The 20550-nt window shown below is 67.0% G+C and carries 18 protein-coding genes; 5 read left to right on the forward strand and 13 right to left on the reverse strand.

The features are described 5' to 3' along the window. Window positions 1-15 precede the first annotated feature (15 nt). From LC068_RS09150 to LC068_RS09185, 8 genes are all read right to left on the reverse strand, one after another. On the reverse strand, window positions 16-3042 hold the full coding sequence (locus LC068_RS09150; protein ID WP_226636517.1) for a 2-oxoglutarate dehydrogenase E1 component: 3027 nt from the start codon (window positions 3040-3042) through the stop codon (window positions 16-18). Window positions 3043-3193: 151 nt separating this feature from the next. Continuing rightward, window positions 3194-4096, reverse strand: coding sequence for a succinate--CoA ligase subunit alpha (gene sucD / locus LC068_RS09155; RefSeq protein WP_226636518.1), 903 nt, complete (start codon window positions 4094-4096; stop codon window positions 3194-3196). A 62-nt stretch (window positions 4097-4158) separates the two neighbouring features. Continuing rightward, window positions 4159-4764: a hypothetical protein gene (locus tag LC068_RS09160; protein WP_226636520.1), complete on the reverse strand. Its 606-nt coding sequence runs from the start codon at window positions 4762-4764 to the stop codon at window positions 4159-4161. A 26-nt stretch (window positions 4765-4790) separates the two neighbouring features. After that, window positions 4791-5345: a hypothetical protein gene (locus tag LC068_RS09165; protein WP_226636522.1), complete on the reverse strand. Its 555-nt coding sequence runs from the start codon at window positions 5343-5345 to the stop codon at window positions 4791-4793. A 27-nt stretch (window positions 5346-5372) separates the two neighbouring features. Then, window positions 5373-5840, reverse strand: a complete 468-nt coding sequence (locus tag LC068_RS09170) for a hypothetical protein (protein WP_226636524.1) — start codon at window positions 5838-5840, stop codon at window positions 5373-5375. After that, window positions 5840-7030 carry an ADP-forming succinate--CoA ligase subunit beta gene (sucC, locus tag LC068_RS09175; RefSeq protein WP_226636526.1) on the reverse strand — a complete coding sequence of 397 codons (1191 nt, stop codon included), beginning with the start codon at window positions 7028-7030 and terminating at the stop codon, window positions 5840-5842. The genes LC068_RS09170 and sucC overlap by 1 nt, the downstream gene beginning before the upstream one ends. Before the next feature lie 95 nt (window positions 7031-7125). After that, complete coding sequence (locus LC068_RS09180) at window positions 7126-8673, reverse strand: spinster family MFS transporter (protein ID WP_226636528.1); 1548 nt, start codon at window positions 8671-8673, stop codon at window positions 7126-7128. 138 nt (window positions 8674-8811) lie between these two features. Then, complete coding sequence (locus LC068_RS09185) at window positions 8812-11013, reverse strand: TonB-dependent receptor (protein WP_226636530.1); 2202 nt, start codon at window positions 11011-11013, stop codon at window positions 8812-8814. A gap of 209 nt (window positions 11014-11222) precedes the next feature. On the opposite strand from LC068_RS09185, the gene LC068_RS09190 reads away from it, so the two are divergent. Then, on the forward strand, window positions 11223-11972 hold the full coding sequence (locus LC068_RS09190) for a TetR/AcrR family transcriptional regulator (protein WP_226636532.1): 750 nt from the start codon (window positions 11223-11225) through the stop codon (window positions 11970-11972). On the opposite strand, the gene LC068_RS09195 is transcribed toward LC068_RS09190, so the two are convergent. The 3 genes from LC068_RS09195 to ftsY all read right to left on the reverse strand — a co-directional run bounded on the left by LC068_RS09195 (window position 11969) and on the right by ftsY (window position 14326). Then, window positions 11969-12601 (reverse strand): MarR family winged helix-turn-helix transcriptional regulator, encoded by a 633-nt coding sequence (locus tag LC068_RS09195; RefSeq protein WP_226636534.1) that lies wholly within the window; start codon window positions 12599-12601, stop codon window positions 11969-11971. The genes LC068_RS09190 and LC068_RS09195 overlap by 4 nt on opposite strands. Window positions 12602-12716: 115 nt before the next feature. Continuing rightward, the gene (locus tag LC068_RS09200; protein ID WP_226636536.1) at window positions 12717-13388 is read right to left on the reverse strand and encodes an inner membrane-spanning protein YciB; all 672 of its coding nucleotides are present in this window, start codon (window positions 13386-13388) and stop codon (window positions 12717-12719) included. After that, window positions 13385-14326 carry a signal recognition particle-docking protein FtsY gene (ftsY, locus tag LC068_RS09205; protein WP_226636538.1) on the reverse strand — a complete coding sequence of 314 codons (942 nt, stop codon included), beginning with the start codon at window positions 14324-14326 and terminating at the stop codon, window positions 13385-13387. The genes LC068_RS09200 and ftsY overlap by 4 nt, the downstream gene beginning before the upstream one ends. Window positions 14327-14462: 136 nt before the next feature. On the opposite strand from ftsY, the gene LC068_RS09210 reads away from it, so the two are divergent. Next, on the forward strand, window positions 14463-16544 hold the full coding sequence (locus LC068_RS09210) for an NAD(+) synthase (protein WP_226636540.1): 2082 nt from the start codon (window positions 14463-14465) through the stop codon (window positions 16542-16544). Continuing rightward, window positions 16541-16765, forward strand: a complete 225-nt coding sequence (locus tag LC068_RS09215) for an alkylphosphonate utilization protein (protein WP_209119635.1) — start codon at window positions 16541-16543, stop codon at window positions 16763-16765. Before LC068_RS09210 ends, LC068_RS09215 begins: the two co-directional genes overlap by 4 nt. A gap of 11 nt (window positions 16766-16776) precedes the next feature. On the opposite strand, the gene LC068_RS09220 is transcribed toward LC068_RS09215, so the two are convergent. Next, window positions 16777-17658 (reverse strand): alpha/beta fold hydrolase, encoded by an 882-nt coding sequence (locus LC068_RS09220; protein WP_226636542.1) that lies wholly within the window; start codon window positions 17656-17658, stop codon window positions 16777-16779. Window positions 17659-17714: 56 nt separating this feature from the next. Next, window positions 17715-18242 carry a D-glycero-alpha-D-manno-heptose-1,7-bisphosphate 7-phosphatase gene (locus tag LC068_RS09225; RefSeq protein ID WP_226636544.1) on the reverse strand — a complete coding sequence of 176 codons (528 nt, stop codon included), beginning with the start codon at window positions 18240-18242 and terminating at the stop codon, window positions 17715-17717. Window positions 18243-18430: 188 nt separating this feature from the next. Between LC068_RS09225 and LC068_RS09230 the strand changes: the two genes are divergently transcribed. Together LC068_RS09230 and LC068_RS09235 are read left to right on the forward strand one after the other, a co-directional pair. Continuing rightward, window positions 18431-19603, forward strand: coding sequence for a DegT/DnrJ/EryC1/StrS family aminotransferase (locus LC068_RS09230; protein ID WP_226636545.1), 1173 nt, complete (start codon window positions 18431-18433; stop codon window positions 19601-19603). Between the two features lie 5 nt (window positions 19604-19608). Beyond that, a complete protein-coding gene (locus tag LC068_RS09235) occupies window positions 19609-20529 on the forward strand; it encodes a Gfo/Idh/MocA family protein (RefSeq protein WP_226636546.1) in 921 nt (306 codons plus the stop codon). The last annotated feature ends 21 nt before the right edge of the window (window positions 20530-20550 follow it).

Consider the following 20550-nt stretch of genomic DNA (forward strand, 5'->3'; position numbering starts at 1 on the left):
CCGGATAAGCAGGGGTCAGTTCGGGGTGGCGAGGGCGTCGGCGAGGAAGGCGTCGAGCTCGGCCTTGTGGCGGCTCATCAGACCGGCCGCCGTCGAGGCCGAGGCAGGACGACCGACGTAACGGGCGCGCTTTGACTTCACATCGAGCTTGTCGAGCGTCAGTTCAAGCCAGGGGTCGACGAAGGTCCAGCCGCCCATGTTCTTGGGCTCTTCCTGACACCAGACCAGTTCGGCGCCGGGGAAGCGGGCCAGTTCGGTCATCAGAGACTTCATGGGCCAGGGATAGAACTGTTCCAGACGCAGGATGTAGATGTCGTCCACGGCCTTGCCGTCCTTGAAGGCGGCCTCGCGGGCTTCCAGCAGGTCGTAATAGACCTTGCCCGAGCACAGGATGACGCGCCGGACATCGGCATCGCCCTTCAGCGTCATGCCGGCCACGTCGGGACGGGTCTGGGCGTCGTCGTGCAGCACGCGGTGGAAGGAGCTGCCCTCGGCCAGATCCGACAGGGGCGAGACCGCCTTCTTGTGACGCAGCAGCGACTTGGGCGTCATCAGGATCAGCGGCTTGCGGAACGGCCGGTGCATCTGGCGACGCAGGATGTGGAAATAGTTGGCGGGTGTCGTGCAGTTGGCGACCTGCATGTTTTCCTCGGCGCAGGCCTGCAGGAAGCGCTCCAGACGGGCCGAGGAGTGTTCGGGTCCCTGCCCTTCGTAGCCGTGCGGCAGCAGCATGGTCAGGCCGCACATGCGCAGCCATTTGCGCTCGCCCGAGCTGATGAACTGGTCGATGACGACCTGGGCGCCGTTCACGAAGTCGCCGAACTGGGCCTCCCACATGACCAGCGTATTGGGGTCGCTGAGGGCATAGCCGTACTCGAAGCCCAGCACGGCCTCTTCCGACAGGGCCGAGTCGATCACCTCGAAATGGGCCTGGCCGTCGCGCAGGTGATTGAGCGGAACGAAGCGTTCTTCCGTGGTCTGATCAATGATGCCGGAGTGGCGCTGGGAGAAGGTGCCGCGCACCGAATCCTGGCCGGACAGGCGGACGGGGAAGCCCTCGTCCAGCAGGGTACCGAAGGCGAGGCTTTCGGCGGTGGCCCAGTCGAGGTCCTGACCGGTCTCGATCATCTGGCGGCGCCCATCGAGCACGCGACGCAGCGTCTTGTGCACGTCGATGCTGTTCGGGGCGGTGGTCAGGCGGGTGCCGATCTCGACGAGGCGATCCTTTGCCACTGCGGTCTCGCCGCGCAGCTCGTCGCCCTCGGGCTTGCCGATGCCGTGCCACTGGCCGTCCAGCCAGTCGGCCTTCTCGGCCTTGAAGGTCTTGCCGGCGTCAAATTCGGCGTCGAGGAACTCCTCGAAGCGGGTGATCTCGGCCTCGACCTCCTCGGCGGTGATGACACCCTCGGCGACCAGACGCTCGGCATAGAGTTCGCGGGTCGATTTCTGGGCCCGGATCTTCGAATACATCAGCGGCTGGGTGAAGGTCGGATCGTCGCCTTCGTTGTGGCCGAAGCGGCGGTAGCAGAACATGTCTACCACCACGTCCTTGTGGAATTTCTGGCGGAACTCGGTGGCCACCTTGGCGGCGAAGACCACCGCCTCGGGATCATCGCCGTTCACGTGGAAGATCGGCGCCTGGACCATCAGGGCCACGTCCGACGGATAGGGCGACGAGCGGCTGTTGCGCGGGGCGGTGGTGAAGCCGATCTGGTTGTTGACCACGAAATGGACCGTGCCGCCGGTGCGGTAGCCCTTCAGCCCCATCAGGGCGAAACATTCGGCCACCACGCCCTGACCGGCGAAGGCCGCGTCACCGTGGATCAGCAGGGGCAGCACCTTGGTGCGGTCCAGCGCCCATTCGGCCTCGGGCTTGCCGGCATTGGCCTCGCGGATGTCGAAGGCCTGTTTGGCGCGTGCCTTGCCCAGCACCACCGGATTGACGATCTCGAGGTGGCTGGGGTTGGCGGTCAGCGACAGGTGGACCCGGTTGTCGTCGAACGACCGGTCCGAGCTGGCGCCCATGTGATATTTGACGTCGCCCGAGCCATCGATGTCGGACGGCACGGACGAACCGCCCTGGAATTCGTGGAAGATGGCGCGATAGGGCTTGCCCATCACGGCCGACAGGACGTTCAGGCGACCCCGGTGGGCCATGCCGAGCACGATCTCGTCAACGCCCAGATTGCCCCCGCGCTTGATGACCTGCTCCAGCGCCGGAACCATGGCCTCGCCGCCGTCCAGGCCGAAGCGCTTCGTGCCGGGGAAGCGCTTGTGCAGGAAGCGCTCGAAGGTCTCGGCCTCGATCAGCTTGTTGAGGATGGCCAGCTTGCCCTCGCGGGTGAAGGCGTTTTCCTCGTACTTGTCGGGGCCTTCGATGCGCGCCTGCAGCCAGGATTTCTCCTCCGGCTCGGCGATGTGCATGTACTGGATGCCGATGTGCCCGCAGTAGGTGCGCCTCAGGATGGCCAGCACCTCGCGAAGGGTGCCGGTCTCAAGACCGAGCACGCCATCAAGGAAGATCGGCTTGTCGAGGTCGGCCTCGCTGAAGCCGTAGAATTCGGGGGTCAGCTCGGGGTTCTGGACCGGCGGCTCCATGCCCAGCGGATCGAGCGTGGCCTGCAGGTGGCCGCGCACGCGGTAGCTGCGGATCAGCATCAGGGCGCGGATCGAATCGTGGGCGGCGGCGCGCACATCCTCGGGCGTGGCGGCCGAGGCGGCGGGCGCGGGTGCGGCGGCCTTGCCCGGCTTTCCTGCCGATTTGGCGGCGGGCTTCGCTTCGGGCCAGCGGCCGTCGAACACGCCGGTGTCCTCGGACGGTTCGCCCGCGCCCTTGCGGCCCCAGGCACCGGCGCCGGCCGAGGCCTTTACCGTCGAGGCGGAATCGCGCAGCTGGTCAAAGAAGGATCGCCACTCGGCCGAAACCGAGGCCGGGTCATCGGCCCAGCGGGCGTGGAGATCCTCGATAAAGGCGGCGTTCGCCCCGTAGAGAAAGCTGGTCTCGGCAAAGACCTGGTTCAGCCGACCGGCATCATCCGCCATCGTGTTCGTCGCAGTCCCTTGGCCGCGGAGCGGCACGCTCCGTCGGTGACGGGACATATACGCACGGTTCGGCGGCGGGTCATGACCGAAACGGGGCGAAAGAGCGGGAAATTTGGTCCTGCGACCAGAAATTTCCCGCAACAGCCCCGCTTCAGCCCTTCAGGACGTCGACCAGGGTGGTGCCCAGGCGCGCCGGGGACGGCGAAACCGTAATGCCCGCCGCCTCCATCGCCGCGATCTTGGACTCCGCATCGCCCTTGCCGCCCGAGACGACCGCGCCGGCGTGGCCCATGGTGCGACCCTTGGGCGCAGTCCGGCCGGCGATGAAGCCGACCATCGGCTTCTTGCGGCCCTTCCTGGCCTCGTCGATCAGGAATTGGGCGGCGTCCTCCTCGGCCGAGCCGCCGATCTCGCCGATCATGACGATCGACTTCGTGGCCTCGTCGGCGAGGAACATCTCGAGCACGTCGATGAACTCGGTCCCCTTGACCGGGTCGCCGCCGATGCCGACCGCCGTGGTCTGGCCCAGGCCTTCATTGGTGGTCTGGAAGACGGCCTCATAGGTCAGGGTGCCGGAACGCGACACGATGCCGACCGAGCCCTTCTTGAAGATCGAGCCCGGCATGATGCCGATCTTGCATTCCTCGGGCGTCAGGATGCCGGGGCAGTTCGGACCCAGCAGGCGCGAGTTCGACCGGTCGAGACGCGCCTTGACCCGCACCATGTCGGCGACCGGAATGCCCTCGGTGATGCAGACGATGAAGGGCACCTCGGCCTCGATGGCCTCGATGATGGCATCGGCGGCCCCGGCCGGCGGCACATAGATGACCGAGGCGTCGGCGCCGGTCTGGTCGCGGCCCTCGGCCACCGAGGCGAAGATCGGCAGGCTCTCGCCCTCCGACCCGTGCCAGGTCTCGCCGCCCTTTTTCGGGTGCACGCCACCCACCATCTTCGTGCCGAAATAGCGCAGCGCCTGTTCGGTGTGGAAGGTGCCGGTCTTGCCGGTCAGCCCCTGGACGAGGACCTTGGTGTTCTTGTCGACGAGAATGGACATTGTAGACCTGAATTGAGCGCCGCAGGGCGGCAGGCGTTTGAAAGAAAAGGGTTCTGGGGGACCTAGTTCGCGACGGGCCGCATGAACATGATCATGATCACGCCATCCGAATCCCCGGTCATGACGACCCGCACCTGGCCCGACTCGACAAGGGCCTTCAGCTCGTCCTCGGCGAGATCGGCCGGCAGGGCCTGACGTCGGCCGTTGACGAGGGTGTAGGGATAGCCCCGCAGGCCGTCCGTGCTCATGATCGTGTTGGGCGTCATGCCGAGCCAGTCGGCCACCACCCGGTCCACAGCCTCATAGTCGCCCGGCATCGTCCCGATCGCGCAGACCGCCATATGCACGTTACCGCTGTCGGTCAGGGTGCCCATTTCGTCGGCCATGTCGCCGGTCATGGCGATCACCATGCCCTCGCCCTCGAACTTGATGCGGGCCTGCATATTGTCGAACGGGGCATCCGCACCCAACAGCTCCGGGGGCAGCACCTGCCAGTCCTGGCCATCCAGCTTGGCCATGGCGGCATCCGCCGCCCCGTCCGTGGCGACGCAAACCGACTGGAAGGTGGACAGCAGGGGGTCAGGCTGGGCCTGGGCATGGGCCATGGCGGGCACCAGCGTCAGGGCCGCTGCGACGGCGAGGGGTTTGAGAAGCGGGGAAAGAGTCATGGGATGAGCTCCGCGAAGAGATTGGGTTACGGCCGGACAGGTGAGACGGAGACGGATGTGTTGATGACGATCTGACGCGAGAGGGAAATGGCCGCGGCGTTATCAGAGCCTTCGGCATAGGACAGGGTCCACTCGCCGGTCGAGGACCAACTGCGGACGAGGCCGCGCCCGCCCAGGCCGGCAGGCAGATCCGCCGCCTCAAGTCCGAGACTGGCGGCGAACTCCGCGATCTCGCCCTCGAGCGAGGCCGGGGCATGCTCGACCGAGACCACGCAGACGGAGCCCACGGACGCTTCGGACTCGCGGCGAGGATCAGGAATCCGGGTAAGCATGATCTGGGCATCGGGGGTGCGATACGCGACGTTCCAGCCGGCCCCATCCGAGGTCATTCGAACCCGCCGCCAGCGACGTTCCCGACCAAGGCTCTCGAATGCGGTGCGGTCCAGGCCGGTCTCGATACAGGCGTCCCGAATGAGCTGCACTGCGGCACCCCCCTGCTGGGCCTGGGCATGAGCCAGACCGGGAATCAGCGTCAGGACCGTCACGGCAGCGAGCGGCTTGAGTATCGAGGGAAGAGTCATTGGAGAAGCTCCGAGTCCTCTGTCGCGTCAGGGCCGCACGGGGTGGGCGAGGATAAGCATGGTCGTCCCGGCCTCGTGGCTGGCGAAGACGAAATCGAAATCGCGAGCCTCGGCGGCCTCGAAGCTCGGTGCGACGACATACATGCCCTGCGCGGCGTCCACGGCTCCGGTCGCAGGCGACAGCCCCGACGGCAGGCCCTCCAGGTCTTCCGGAACGCTATTGGTCCACTCGAGCGAGCAGGCGTCCTTCGGGCCCCTGACGTCGACCCGATCGGTTGTCAGGGTGATGACCTGATCCCCCTCGGACCGCTCCCACATCTTTCCCGCCGACGTGGAGTCCACAAAGGTCCAGCCGCCGTTCGCCGTCACCAAGGCCTCCACGCTGGCCGTATCGGCCCGCGTCGCCACGCAGTAGTGCGCAAACTCGGCCTGCCGGTCATTGGCGGGGCGCTCCTGGATCAGGAACGCCAGCCCCAGGGCAACACCGGCCAGCATCAGCCGACCGCCTTGACGATCTTCCGGGCGGCGTCGTCGAGGTCGTCAGCGGCGGTGATGGCGAGACCCGATTCGTTCAGGATCCGTTTGCCTTCGTCGACATTGGTGCCTTCCAGACGCACGACCAGCGGCACCTTGAGGCCCACTTCCTTGACGGCCGCGACCACGCCCTCGGCGATTACGTCACAGCGCATGATGCCGCCGAAGATGTTGACCAGGATGCCCTCGACCCGGGGGTCGGCGGTGATGATCTTGAAGGCCGCCGCGACCTTTTCCTTGGAGGCGCCGCCGCCGACGTCGCAGAAGTTGGCGGGCTCCTTCCCGTACAGCTTGATGATGTCCATGGTCGCCATGGCAAGTCCGGCGCCATTGACCATGCAGCCGATGTTGCCGTCGAGGGCAACATAGGCGAGGTCCCACTTCGAGGCCTCGATCTCCTTGGGGTCTTCCTCGGTCTCGTCGCGCAGGGCGACAATGTCGTCGTGGCGGAACAGGGCGTTGCCGTCGAAGCTGACCTTGGCATCCAGCACGCGCAGGCGGCCGTTCTCCATGACGATCAGCGGGTTGATCTCGAGCAGGCTCATGTCCTTCTCGACGAAGGCCTTGTAGAGCAGCGGGAACAGGGTCTTGCCGTCGGTGGCGGCCTCGCCGTCCAGCTTCAGCGCGTCATTGATGCGGGCCACATCGGCATCGGTCACGCCGGCCTCGGGATCGATGGCCACGGTGACGATCTTTTCCGGGGTGTCGTGGGCGACGGCCTCGATGTCCATGCCGCCCTCGGTTGAGACGACGAAGGCCACCCGACCGACCGAGCGGTCGACCAGCAGCGAGCAGTAGAGTTCGCGGGCGATGTCGGCGCCGTCCTCGATATAGAGGCGGTTGACCTGCTTGCCGGCCTCGCCCGTCTGGGCGGTGACCAGGGTGTTGCCCAGCATTTCGCGGGCGTGGGAGACGGCTTCCTCGACCGATTTGGCGAGGCGCACGCCGCCCTTGGAGTCCGGGCCCAGTTCCTTGAACTTGCCCTTGCCGCGGCCGCCCGCGTGGATCTGGGACTTCACGACATAGAGCGGGCCGGGCAGGGACCGGGCGGCGGCCTCGGCCTCGTCCGCCGAGGTGATGGCCACGCCCGCCGCGACCGGCGCGCCATAGCCCTTCAGAACCTGCTTGGCCTGATACTCGTGAATATTCATGGAAACCGTCGCGACCGCTGATGGGAAAGGGTGCGAGGCTTATAGGCCCCGCCTGTTCGCAGGCGCAACAGGCGGGGCGTGTCAGTAAGCGTGGATCAGTCGACCCAGTCGCGCTTCAGGGTGCGCGAGGCGCCGATCAGCAGCAGGGCGGCCAGCACATAGAAGCCCATACCGGTGTAGATGGCCCAGCGCAGGCTTTCGTCGCCGAACTGCGGCCGGAGCATGTCCGAGACGGCGCCGAAATAGTAGAAGCCCACGGCGATGCCGAGCAGGTTGTTGATCAGCAGGAACAGGGCCGAGGCGGTCGAACGCATCGGGGCGGCGACCAGATTCTGGATCGAGGCCGTGATCGGCCCCAGCCAGGCGAGGTTCAGCCCGGTCGGGATGATGAAGATCAGGAAGGCGACCGTCAGCGACTGGGCACGGGTGCCGCCGTCGGCGAAGATCTGGGCGATCAGCCAGTCGGAGTTCATCGCGAGGATGAAGCACGGCGCCGAGATCAGAAAGGCGATGGCCGGGACCAGCGGATAGGCGCCCTTGCCGCGCTTCGCCAGCTTGTCGGCGATCATGCCGCCCAGCCAGATGCCCAGGGTGCCGCCGATCAGGGCGATGCCGGAATAGTACCAGCTGACCTCGCGCAGGGTCAGGTCGAAGCTGCGCATGAAGAACAGGGGCAACCAGCCCGCCACGCCATAGCCGCACACCGAGGACGAGGCCGCCCCAAGGGCCAGCAGCCAGAAGCTGCGCTTCGGAATGACGACCGAGGCCGTCGAGCGGGCGATCATCAGCGAAATGCCGATCACGAGGGCCAGAAGGCCGCCAAAGCCCAGCACATTGCGGCTGGCGAAATCGATCAGGCCGAAGTGGACGAGCGCGGCAAGGGCCATGAGACCGGCGCCGAGGCCCAGCATGATCAGGGAGGCGGTCCGGCCGACCGACGAGGGGGCCGCCGGCGGATGCGAGGCGACGGGCGCCGCATCGGCGGGGGCGGCCGGGGCAATGGGCTTGGGCGTATCGGTGCCGCCCCGCTTCGGGTCGCGCACCGTCAGGCGCAGGACCGGCGCCACAATCAGCCCCAGCAGGCCGACGGTGATGAAGGCGGTGCGCCATCCGTATTCGGCGGCCAGCAGACCGCCGACCAGGGTGCCCGCGGCGGTGCCCAGCGGAATGCCGAAGGCGAAACCGGCCAGGGCGCGCGCCCGCTGATGCGGCGGGAAATAGTCGGCGACCAAGGAATAGGCCGGGGCCACGCCGCCCGCCTCGCCCACGCCGACGCCCATTCGGTAGAGGAACAGCTGGCCATAGGAGCCGGCCACGCCGCACAGCGCGGTGAAGCCCGACCAGACCGCGAGCGCCCCGGTCATGATCCAGACGCGGCTGTAGCGATCGGCCAGCCAGGCCAGCGGAATGGCCAGGGTAGAATAGACCGAGGCGAAGGCGATGCCGCCGAGCAGCCCGAACTGGCTGTCGGACATGCCGAACTCTTCCTTCAGCGGCGCGGCGAGGATGCCGATGATCTGCCGGTCGAGGAAGTTCAGCATGTAGATGAAGATCAGAACCGCCAGCACATAGAAGCGGTATCCGGGGGCGACGGGTTTTTCGCTGCCGGTCTGCTCCGGGCCGGGCACGGTGGCTTCGGTCATGGACGATTTCCCCCTGGTGGTCTTGATGCCGGGTAGGACGGTAGCGCCCCCGGCCGCGCATTCAAAAGAAAAAGGGCGGCGGCCCCCGAAGGAACCGCCGCCCCGTATGGTGTCCTCAGACGGTCACCGGTCGCCGGATCAGAACTTGATCTGGATCGAGCCCGTGACGGTCCGCGGCGGGCCGTAGTAGCCGATGATCGAGTCGTTGAAGAGCGCGCCGGGGAAGTTGTAGCCGCCCACGCGGTACTCTTCATCGGTCAGGTTCTTGCCGAACACGCCGATGCTCCAGCGCTCGCTGGGCGCGGTCCAGATCGCCGACAGGTCAACCAGCGCATAGGCTTCCTGATCGAGGGTCGGGTTCGGGAACTCGAACTGGCTGTAGTCGTCGCGGTAGCTGACCGAGGGGGTCACCACCAGCTCGCCGCCGGCCAGCTGGCTCTGCCAGGTCAGGCCGAAGTAGCCGGTCCATTCCGGAGCGTTTTGCAGAACCACCTGATCCGAGATGTCCTCATAGACCATGGTGGTGAGGTTGTAGCGCAGGAACTGGTCGAACTCGGCGTTCAGATAGCCGACCGCGAAGTTGGCCGACAGGTTTTCGGTCAGATAGACCGAGCCTTCGAACTCGGCGCCGTAGATGGTGGACTGGCCGACGTTGTCCACGAAGCTGGCGATACCGCCCACAGCCGGAACCTGGGTGGTGACCTGCTGGTCCTTGTACTCGTTGTAGAAGATGGCCGAGCTGAACGACAGCGGACCGGCGCGGCCCTTCAGACCCATTTCGTAGCTGTCGACCGTTTCCGGATCATAGCCGTTGACCGTGTCCGGGGTCAGGATGGCGTCGCCGCGCATGTCGAAGCCGCCGGACTTGAAGCCCGAGGACCACGAGGCATAGCCGGTGATGTCGTCGGAGAAGTCGTATGACAGGGCCACGCGCGGCGAGATGTCATCGAAGGTGCGCGAGTTGGTGTAGTCGGTGCGCAGCAGGATCGGCGCACGAGCCGAACCGCCCAGCAGGGGCGAGCGGGTCGCGCCCAGGTAGTTGGCCCGGAAGACTTCACCGGTCTTGGAGTCCTGCGTCCAGCGGACACCCAGGCCCAGGTGCAGACGATCGGTCAGGTCCAGGTTGACGTCGCCGAACATGGCCACGCTCTCGGTTTCCACCGAACCGCCGGTGCCGATCACAATGCCCGCACCGCCGAGGATGGTGTCGAAAGCGCCTTCCGCAGTGGCGTCCAGATAGAAGACACCGAACACGCCCTGGATCCGGTCGTAATCGAACTGGAACTGCAGCTCCATGGTGTGCTGCTCGTCGGCGTAATAGGCCGGGATGTCGAGCGTCGGCGCGGGCGTGTTGTCGAAGTCGATGACCGTGTCCGTGCTGCCTTCGCGCCAGGCGGCGATCGCCTTGAAGGTCCAGTGCTCGCTGACGTCCACCTGACCGGTGAACGACAGCCCCTCGCTCTCGACCGAGTTGTCGTCGCCGACACCGGCATAGGTGTCATAGACGCTGTCGGGCGAACCGGCGCCCGGGCCGACACCGGCCAGTTCACGGTGGCCGTGGCGGGGGTTGGAGTCGTCCTGGGTCCGGTCATAGGCCAGACGGAAGAAGACCTCGTCGCGCGGCGTGAATTCGGCGCTGGCGCGGAAGGCGGTGACGTCCTTGTCGTAGTGTTCGGCGCCGGTGTTCAGATTGGTGCCGTAGCCGTCGCGCGTCAGATTGGCGAAGGCGGCGCCGACGCGGAAGCTGTCGGTCAGCGGCAGGCTGCCCGAAGCGACCAGATCGACCTGGTTGTAGCTGCCATAGGCGGCGCGGACGGTGGCTTCAGCCTCGGGCGACAGGCGCGAGGTGACGTATTTGATCGCGCCACCGACGGTGTTGCGGCCGTACAGCGAGCCCTGGGGTCCGCGCAGGACCTCGATGCGCTCGATGTCGAAGATATCGAGCACGGCGGCCTGCGGACGGGCGATATAGACGTCGTCGACGTACAGGCCCACGCCCGGCTCGAAGCCCCACAGGGGATCCTGCTGGCCGACGCCGCGGATGAAGGAGATCAGGGTCGAGTTCGAACCCCGGGCCACCTGGACGGTCGCGTTGGGCGACTGTTGCTGGAGGGCGGTGATGTCGGTGGCGCCCGTTTCCTCGAGGCGCTCGGCGGACAGGGCGGTCACGGCGACCGGCACGTCCTTCAGTTGCTCGTCACGACGACGGGCGGTGACGATGATTTCGTCCAGCGAGGTAGCGGTCGGCTCCTGCGCCGGGGCCTGCTGGGCGATAGCGGTGGCGGACAGCGCACCCCAGGCGGCTCCCGCCAGGAGGACGGTCTTCACAAGTCTGTTCATTTGAAACCCCAATCTCTGTTTCCAGCCCGAGACGCTTTTTATTCAGCGTTCAATGATTTTCCGCAGAGTGACCCTGTTTTTGCCATTCTGTCAAACGGTGAAGCCTGTCGCGGCCGGGGAATGGGGCGCCCCTGTGGCAGGAATGCACAGGCTTACGACCGTCCGCGCCGCCGATTGCCCCGCTTGACGGGCGCGACTAGCTTGCCGCCATGAGCAAGCCTTCCGCCCCGCAGACCGAGGATGCCGCCGCCGAGCCCGGCCGTCGGACCAGGCCCGAAACCACCTCGGCCAAACGGGGGCGGCCCGCCAAGAATCAGGCCGGCCGGAATGGCGAGACACGCGACTCGATCCTCGATGCCGCCGAGGACCTGTTCTCGAAGCACGGCTTCTATGGGGTGACCATCCGCGAGGTGGCCCGCGAGGCCGGGGTCGATACGGCCCTGGTGCACTATTATTTCGGGGCCAAGCGCGACCTGTTCGACGCTGTCTTCCTGCGCCGGGCCGAGGTCTGGAACAATGAGCGGGTCGAGGCCATCAACCGCTATGCCCGCGAGCACGAAGGGGCCATGACGCTTGAGGGCCTGCTGGAAGCGTTCCTGCGGCCGCCGTTCCAGTGGTCGCTGAAGGGCGGCCCGGGCTGGAAGCACTATTCCGCGCTGGTGGCACAGACCAACGCCAATCCGACCTTCGGCGGCGAGACGATGGCCCGCTATTTCGACCCGTCGATTCGGCGGCTGATCGACCTGTTGCGCGTGGTGCTGCCGGACGCCAGCGACGCCGACCTGTACTGGGGCTGGCACAATCTGTCGGGGGCCCTGACCCTGACGCTGGGCGAGACAGGACGGCTGGACCGGCTGTCGGGCGGCCTGTGCCAGTCCGGGGATCTGGACAGCGCCTGCGCGTATATGGTGCGGTTTGCCTCGGCCGGCTTCCGGGCCGTCAGCGGGACGCGCGCCTAGGCGGCCTCGGGCTCGGGTTTTTCGACAGGGGCGTCCTTGGCCTTGCCCTTGCCACCCTTCTTGCCCGACTTTTTGGAGGCGGCCTTCTCGGCCTTGAGGGCCGCCTTTTCGGCCTTGCGCAGCTCCTTGAGGCGCTTCTTCTCGGCGCGGGCCTCGGCCTTGGCCTCCTCGGGGGCCGCATCGGCCGCTCCGGCCAGTTCGGTCAGGATTTCGAGGAAGGTCTCGCGCCGGCCCTTGGGCAGCAGGGCCATGATCTGGCGGTCGGCCTCAATCACGCGCGGGCGGGCCTCCGCGAGGGCGGTTTCGCCCTCGGGTGTCAGGTGGACGGCCATGGCGCGGGCATCCAGCGTCGAGCGCTCGCGCGACAGCAGGCCCCGCCGGGTCATGCGGGCCACCAGATCGGCCAGGGTGGAGCGGTCGATGCCGGTCGCCTTGACCAGATCGGTCTGGGTCAGACCGCCCCGCAGGGAGACCGCCTCAAGCACGGCGAACTGGCGCTGGGTCAGGCCGTCCGATCCGACTTCGCGCGTATAGACGTCCAGCGCGAGCTGGAGGGCGCGATGGATCAGATGGCTGGGGGATTCGGCGAGCGCGCCGGCCTCGCGCGCCTTCTTGCCCGACTTGACCATACTGATCGCCTCCCCTCGGCGTTCCTGAACATCCAAGGGCTATCAGCGCCGCTTTACGCTTTGACGACGGCTGCGCGACATTTCTTCCGTTGGCGCAGCCCATTGGCCGCCGGAATCACGGCGCGGCGTTGGGCCCCTCGATCGGCGGGACGTCCTCATCGCTGCCCGGCACGAGATTGCGCAGGATCAGGGGCAGGTTGCAGATGCCGAAGACCGAGGAAGCGATCCACAGCACGCCCCGGAAGCTGACCCAGACATCGGCGGGGTCGATCCCCTCGCGCCCGATCTGGCTCATCGCCCAGCCGACCAGCGCCTCGCTGCGCACCAGCTCATTGGTCAGGCCGACGACCGCGAAGAACAGGCCGTAGCGCAAGGTCAGGATGCGCCAGGCGCGGTCATTGATCGGAATGACGCTGCCCAGCAGCAGTTTCAGCGGGTTCTTGCCCAGCCGCAGGCCCCCGAGCAGGGCGACCGCAAGCGTCAGGTTCAGCACCGTCACCTTCAGCTTCACCCAGATATCGTCCTGCGTGACGAGCGTCAGCACGCCGAACACCAGGGCAAAACCCCCGACGATCAGGGGCATGAGGGCCAGACGGCGCTCGACCACCGCCCCGACGATCACCGCGATCGCGGCGCCGCCGACGAGGAACCATGTGGCCTGGACGAGGGCCTCGTCGCCCGGCAGGCCCTTGATCCGGTAGAACAGGAAGGCGCCGCCGAAGGCCGCCAGCGCCCCGAAGTCGACGGCCTGACGGACCCAGGCGGGAGGCTGTTTGTGCGTGCTCATGACCGGGCCTCCAGACCCACCAGCGACCGGGAGAAGGCCTCGGCATCGAAGGGCTGGAGATCGTCGATCCCCTCGCCCACCCCGATCAGCTTGATGGGGGCGTCCGACGCCTGGGCGACCGGGACCAGCACCCCGCCCCGCGCCGTGCCGTCCAGCTTGGTCATCACCAGACCCGAGACATAGGCCGTACGGCCGAAGATCTTTTCCTGCTCCAGCGCATTGCGGCCCACCGTGGCGTCCAGCACCAGCAGGGTCTCGTGCGGGGCCTCGGGATCGACCTTTTTCAGGACGCGGACGATCTTCAGCAGCTCGTCCATCAGGGCCGACTTGTTCTGCAGGCGGCCGGCGGTGTCGATCAGCACGACGTCATAGTCCTCGGCCCGGGCCTTGGTCAGGGCGTCGAAGGCCAGGCCGGCGGGATCGGCGCCGTCGCGGCGGCTCTCGAAGGTGGCGCCGGCGCGGTCGGCCCAGACCTTGAGCTGTTCGCGGGCAGCCGCCCGGAAGGTGTCGCAGGCCACAATCATGACCTTTGCGCCCTGCCCCGTCAGATCGGCGGCGATCTTGCCCAGAGTGGTCGTCTTGCCCGAGCCATTCACCCCGACGAACAGGGTGACGAAGGGGCGCGGGCCGTCCAGCGGCTCATAGCGGGCCTCGTGCGCGCGCAGTTCGTCAGCCACGGCCTCGGCCAGGGCCGTCTTGACCTCGACCTCGGAGGCACCGGCGCCGAAGCGCAGCGCACGGAAGCGCTCGACGATGCGGTCGGTCGCGGCCGGGCCCAGATCGCTTTCCAGCAGATGCTCTTCCAGCTGTTCGAGGGCCGCCTCGGACAGGGGCTCCTTGACGAAGGTGGCCACCACCTGTTCGGTCATCTGGCGCGAGGAGCGGGACAGCCCGTCGCTCAGCCGCTGGAACCAGCCTTTTTTCGGTGCGTCGTTCATGGGTCCGCTTTAGCGGTCGCCGTCGCCAGCGTCACCTGTGACACGAAGAAACCCCATCTTGGGAAATCTGCCTTCTATGTGCGACAAGGCGGCGGTCGGCGCCCAGAGGCGCCTCGGCGCGCGCCCGGATGGATTGATGGCCCAGACACATCCCTTCTTCAGCCCCGCGACCCACGGCTTTGTGCGCGTGGCGGCGGCCACCCCTGTCGTTCACCCGGCCGATCCGAAGGCCAATGCCGACGAGCACATCCGCCTGATCGACCAGGCGGCCGAACAGGGCGTCGACCTGATCGTCTTTCCCGAGCTGAGCCTGAGCGGCTATGCGCTGGACGACCTGCTGATGCAGGAGGCGCTGCTGGACGAGGTGGAACGGCAAGCCCTGCGGCTGGCCGAGGTGACCGAAGGTATGGCGATCACCGTGGTCGTCGGCGCCCCGATCCGTCACGCCGAGCGGCTCTACAACTGTGCCGTGGTGATGGCCGAAGGGCGGGTGGTGGGCGTGGTGCCGAAGACCTATCTGCCCAACTATCGCGAATACTATGAGAAGCGCTGGTTCTCGCCGGCCTCGGATGATGTGTCCTGCGGCCTGCCCTTCATCCTCAACGACGAGGCGGTTCCCTTCGGGTCGGACCTGCTGTTCGAGGCCGACAATCGCCCGGGATTCTGTTTCGGGGTCGAGATCTGCGAGGACTTCTGGGCGCCGCTGCCGCCGTCGACCCTTCAGGCCATGGCCGGGGCGCGCATCCTGTGCAACCTGTCGGCCTCCAACATCGTGATCGGCAAGGCAGACGAGCGCGCCCTGCTGTGCGCCAGCCAGTCGGCCCGCAGCCTGTCAGCCTATGTGTTCTCGGCCTCCGGCTGGGGCGAGTCGACCACCGACCTCGCCTGGGACGGCCAGAGCCTGATCCACGAACTGGGCGCGCAACTGGCCGAGGGCGAACGCTTTGCCCTGACGCCGCACCTGACGATCGCCGACGTCGATGTGGCGCGCGTCGGCGACGACCGCCTCCGGAACGGCACCTTTGCCGACTGCGCGCGAGCCGAGGTGAGCCCCTCCGCTTTTGACACCGTTCTTTTTTCGACCCGCGAGGCATCGGGCGGCGTGGACCTGATCCGCCCCCTCGACCGCTTCCCGTTCGTGCCGGACGACCCGGCGCGGCTGGATCGCGACTGCTATGAGGCGTTCAACATCCAGGTCCAGGGCCTGATGAAGCGGATGACCGCGACCGGGTCGAAGACCGTGGTCATCGGCATCTCGGGCGGGCTGGATTCGACCCACGCCCTGCTGGTGGCCTGTCGCGCGTTTGACCGGTTGGAGCTGCCGCGCACCGGCATACGCGCCTGGACCCTGCCGGGCTTCGGGACGTCGGAGGGGACGAAGGCCAACGCCTGGGCCCTGATGAAGGCGCTGGGCGTGACGGCCGCCGAGCTGGATATCCGCCCGGCTGCGGAGCGGATGCTGGCCGACATCGGCCATCCGGCGGCGAACGGCGAACCGGTCCACGACATCACCTATGAGAATGTGCAGGCGGGCCTGAGGACCGACTATCTGTTCCGGCTGGCCAATCAGCACGACGGCTTTGTCATCGGCACGGGCGACCTGTCCGAGCTGGCGCTGGGCTGGGCCACCTATGGCGTGGGCGACCACATGAGCCACTATGGCGTCAACTCCGGCGTGGCCAAGACCCTGATCCGGCACCTGATCCGCTGGGTGGCCGACCGGGAGCTGGTCGGCGCCGAGGCCACCCCCGTGCTGAAGGCCATCCTCGACACCGAAATCTCGCCCGAACTGGTGCCGGCGAAGGACGGCCAGATCCAGTCGACCGAGGCGACCGTCGGCCCCTATGCGCTGAACGACTTCTTCCTGTTCCACTTCAGCCGCTATGGCATGGCGCCGTCCAAGGTCGCCTTCCTGGCCTGGCAGGCGTGGAAGGATGCCGGAAACGGGCACTGGCCCTCGGGGACGCCGGACACCGAAAAGGTCGAGTACGACCTGGAGACGATCATCTTCTGGCTGCACAAATTCCTGTTCCGCTTCTTCCAGACCAGCCAGTTCAAGCGCTCGGCCCTGCCGAACGGGCCCAAGGTGGTGACCGGCGGATCGCTGAGCCCGCGCGGCGACTGGCGCGCGCCGTCGGATGTGTCGGCCCGCGTGTGGCTGGACGAACTGGATGCCAATGTGCCGATCAAGGCGCCTTCAACGAAAGACCCGAAATGAGCGATACCCCGACCCGCGACGCCAATGGCAATGAACTGTCCGACGGCGACAGCGTCACCCTGATCAAGGACCTGAAGGTCAAGGGCTCGGGCGGAGTCACGCTGAAGCGCGGCACCATGGTGCGCAAGATCCGCCTGACCGGCGACCCCGACGAGATCGAGGCCAATGTCGACAAGGTGAAGGGGCTGGTGCTGCGCACCGAGTTCGTCAAGAAGGCCTGAGCCCCCTTCGCTCAGGGCACGTCCGACAGGAATTCGAAGATGGCGGCCCGGGCGGCGGGTTCGTCCAGCATGGGCGCATGGCCGATGCCGGGCACCTCGACATAGTCCATCTTGGGCGCGCGTTTCCGCATCTTCGCGGCGATGTCGGCGCTGAGCAGGTCCGAGGTTTCACCCCGCACCAGCAGGGTCGGGCGCCCTTTGGCCAGTCGCCCGAACATGGGCCACAGATTGGGGACCAGCGCCTTGTCGCCCGCCTCGCGGATCGGCACCGAAATGTCCGGATCATAGTCGAGCACCGGCGTGCCCTCGGTGCCCTCGCGGAACACGCGCCTGGCAAAGGCCGCCCAGTCGTCGGGGCCATAGTGGGGGAAGGCGACGCCATTGGTCTTTTCGACATAGGCGGCGGCGGCCTCCCAGGTCGGGGTGTCGACCGGCTGGCCGGTGTAGGCGGCGATGCGGGCCAGACCCGCCTTGTCCACCTCGGGCCCGATGTCGTTGAGGATGGCCGCCGCGATCACCCGCGACCGCAGGGCGGCAACCGCCATGGTGATCAGACCGCCCATGGAGGTCCCCAGAAACACGGCGCGCTCGATGCCCGTCTGGGCCAGCAGGGCCAGAACGTCTTTCGCATAGGTGGCGGGCTGATAGGTCATGGGATCGGGGGCCCGGTCCGACCGGCCACGCCCGCGCACATCGACCGCCAGGACGCGACGGCCGCTCTGGGCCAGCAGGGTGGCGATGCCGTGGAAGTCGGCCGAATTACGGGTCAGGCCATGGATGGCGATGACCGGCAGGCGCGCCTGACCGTCCGCCCCGGCGTAGTCGCGGGCATAGAGGTCAAGACCGTCCTCGGAGGTGAAGCGACGCTCGGCATAGGTCCGGGTCTCGGTCATGGTCAGGGCTCCGACAGGCTGGGGCGGGGTATTTCACCCCATGTAGAATTTATGCCTCAGATCGCCAGCAGGTCGCGAACGAAATCGTCGAGATTTCCGCCGTCGAACAGGAAGCCCGGAATGCCGGCGCGGCGTGCGGCCTCCATGTCGCTGGGGCGGTCGCCGATCATGAAGGCGCGCTTCGGATCGATGCCGTGGTCGGCGATGGCGCGGTGGATCATGCCGGGGTTGGGCTTGCGGTCCGGATGGTCCGGGTGGCGCCAGGCCGGATCGACCGCCTCGGCGTGATACGGACAGGCATACACCGCCCCGATGCGGGCGCCCTTTGCCGCCAGCCGACGCACGATCAGATCGTTGAAGGCTTCCATCTGGCGGTGGGTGAACATGCCGCGCGCCACGCCCGACTGGTTGGTCACGATCACCACCAGATAGCCCAGGGTGTTCAGCCGACGGACGGCCTCGGCCGCGCCGGGCACAAAGGCCAGCTGCTCCTCGCGGTGGGGGTAGCCGACGTCGTCGATGAGAACCCCGTCCCGATCCAGAAATACGGCCGCTAGGCCGGCGGACGCCGGTGTTGAAGTCACGCCTTCTCCCGTGGGTGGCTGTCGATCTGGCCCATCCGGGGGACAGGCATTGAGGTCGCCCTGATTAGGGCGCATCGTAAAAAGCCGCAACGTGAAGTGACCGTTTCCCGTTTGGTCAGTGAGGCGCGCGCTTGCTATGGCGCGCCACCGGACGCGGGGCACCCCGCCGCACAGGAAGACAGACGTTCATGAGCATCGCCTTCATCGACCTTCAGGCCCAACGCCGTCGCCTCGGCGGCAAGATCGAGGCCGCCGTGATGGCCGCCGTGGAAAGCGGCGCCTGGGTCATGGGCCCGCCGGTCCGCCAGTTCGAGGAAGACCTGGCCGCCTTTGGTCAGGCCAAACATGCGCTGGGCTGCGCCAACGGCACCGACGCCCTGATCCTGCCGTTGATGGCCTGGGGCCTGCGCACCGGCGACGCGGTGTTCGTGCCCAGCTTTACCTTCACAGCCACCGCCGAGGTGGTGCCGTGGCTGGGCTGCACGCCGATCTTCGTCGATGTCGATCCGAAGACCTACAATATGGACCCGCAGAAGCTGGAGGCCGCCATCGAGGCGGTGAAGGCCGAGGGCAAACTGAAACCGCGAGTGGTCATCGCCGTCGACCTGTTCGGCCAGCCCGCCGACTATCCGGCGATCCGGGCCCTGTGCGACCGCCATGACATGAAGCTGATCTCGGATTCGGCGCAGGGCTTTGGCTGTACGCTGCACACGGCCCATCCGCTGAAGTGGGCCGATGTCACGACCACCAGCTTTTTCCCGGCCAAGCCGCTGGGCTGCTACGGCGACGGCGGAGCGGTACTGACCGACGACGCAGATCTGGCCGAGGAAATGGATTCGCTGCGGGTGCACGGCAAGGTCGTGGCCAAGGACATGCAGGGCCGGACCTTCGACCACGATCCCAAATATCTGGCCATGCGGATCGGCATGAATTCGCGTCTTGATACGATTCAGGCCGCCATCCTGATCGAGAAGCTGAAGGTCTTCCCCGAGGAGATCGAATGGCGGAACCGCATCGCGGCCCGCTACAACGAGCACCTCGCCCCCCATGTCGCGGCCGTGCCGCACGTCATTGAGGGCGGCGTTTCCGTGTGGGCCCAGTACACGATCGAGCACGACGACCGTGAAGGCCTGATCGCCCATCTGAAGGGTGAGGGCGTGCCGACCGCCGTCTATTATCCGGTGCCGATGCATATGCAGCCGGCCTATGCCCGCTTCCCGCAAGGAGCCGGGGGCCTGCCGGTGACCGAGCGGCTGAAGGACCGGGTGCTGAGCCTGCCCATGCATTCGGATCTGGACGAGGCCACCCAGGACCGCATCCTCGCCGCCGTCGCCAGCTACGTCGCCAGCTACAAGGGATAAGCCTGATGCAAGTTCTGAAGATCGGCGTGGCCGGGGCGGGCGTCATGGGCCGCAACCACGCCCGGGTGCTGACCGACATCCGTGATGTGGAACTGAGCCATGTGTTCGACCCCGATGCGGTGGTCGCCCAGGGCGTGGCCGAGGCCTATGGCGCCTCGTCCGTGACCAGCGCTGAAGCCTTTGCCGGGGCAGGTCTGGACGCCGCCGTGATCGCCACCCCCAACCGCACCCATGCCGACCTGGGCGTGGCCCTGCTGGAGCGCGGCGTCCATGTGCTGGTCGAAAAGCCGATCGCGGCGACCGTCGAGGACGCCCAGCGCCTGATCGATGCGGCAAAGGCCAATGACCGGGTACTGATGGTCGGTCAGGTCGAGCGCTTCAATCCGGCGGTCGAGGCGGTCAAGCGCGCGATCAAGGACGAGGACGTCATCTCGATCCAGATTACCCGGGTCGGCCCCTTCCCGCCCCGCATGGGCGAGGTCGGGGTGGTGATCGACCTGGCGGTGCACGACATCGACATCATCCGCCATCTGACGGATTCCGAAATCGTCGAGGTCCAGCCGCAACTGGCCCGCACCAAGGCCGAGCGCGAGGATACGGCCCTCCTGCAGTTCCGGCTGGCCAACGGCACCATCGCCCACATCACCACTAACTGGGTGACGCCCTACAAGACCCGCACCCTGCAGGTCGCGACCAAGGCCAAATTCGTGGTGGCCGACCTGATGACGCGTCAGGTCACCGAATATTTCGGCCAGCAGCCCGACGGCAGCTATTCGACGCGCGGCGTGCACAGCTGGCCCAATGAGCCGCTCAAGAAGGAGCTGGAGGCCTTCGTCCACGCCATCCGCACCGGCGAGACCCCGGCGGTCACAGGCGAGGACGGCCTGCGCAACCTTGAGGTCGCCCTGAGGTGCCTGGGGGAATAGCGGCGTTCTGCCGTCTGGTGC

The sequence above is a fragment of the Brevundimonas poindexterae genome, from assembly GCF_020524625.1.
Taxonomy (GTDB): domain Bacteria; phylum Pseudomonadota; class Alphaproteobacteria; order Caulobacterales; family Caulobacteraceae; genus Brevundimonas; species Brevundimonas poindexterae_A.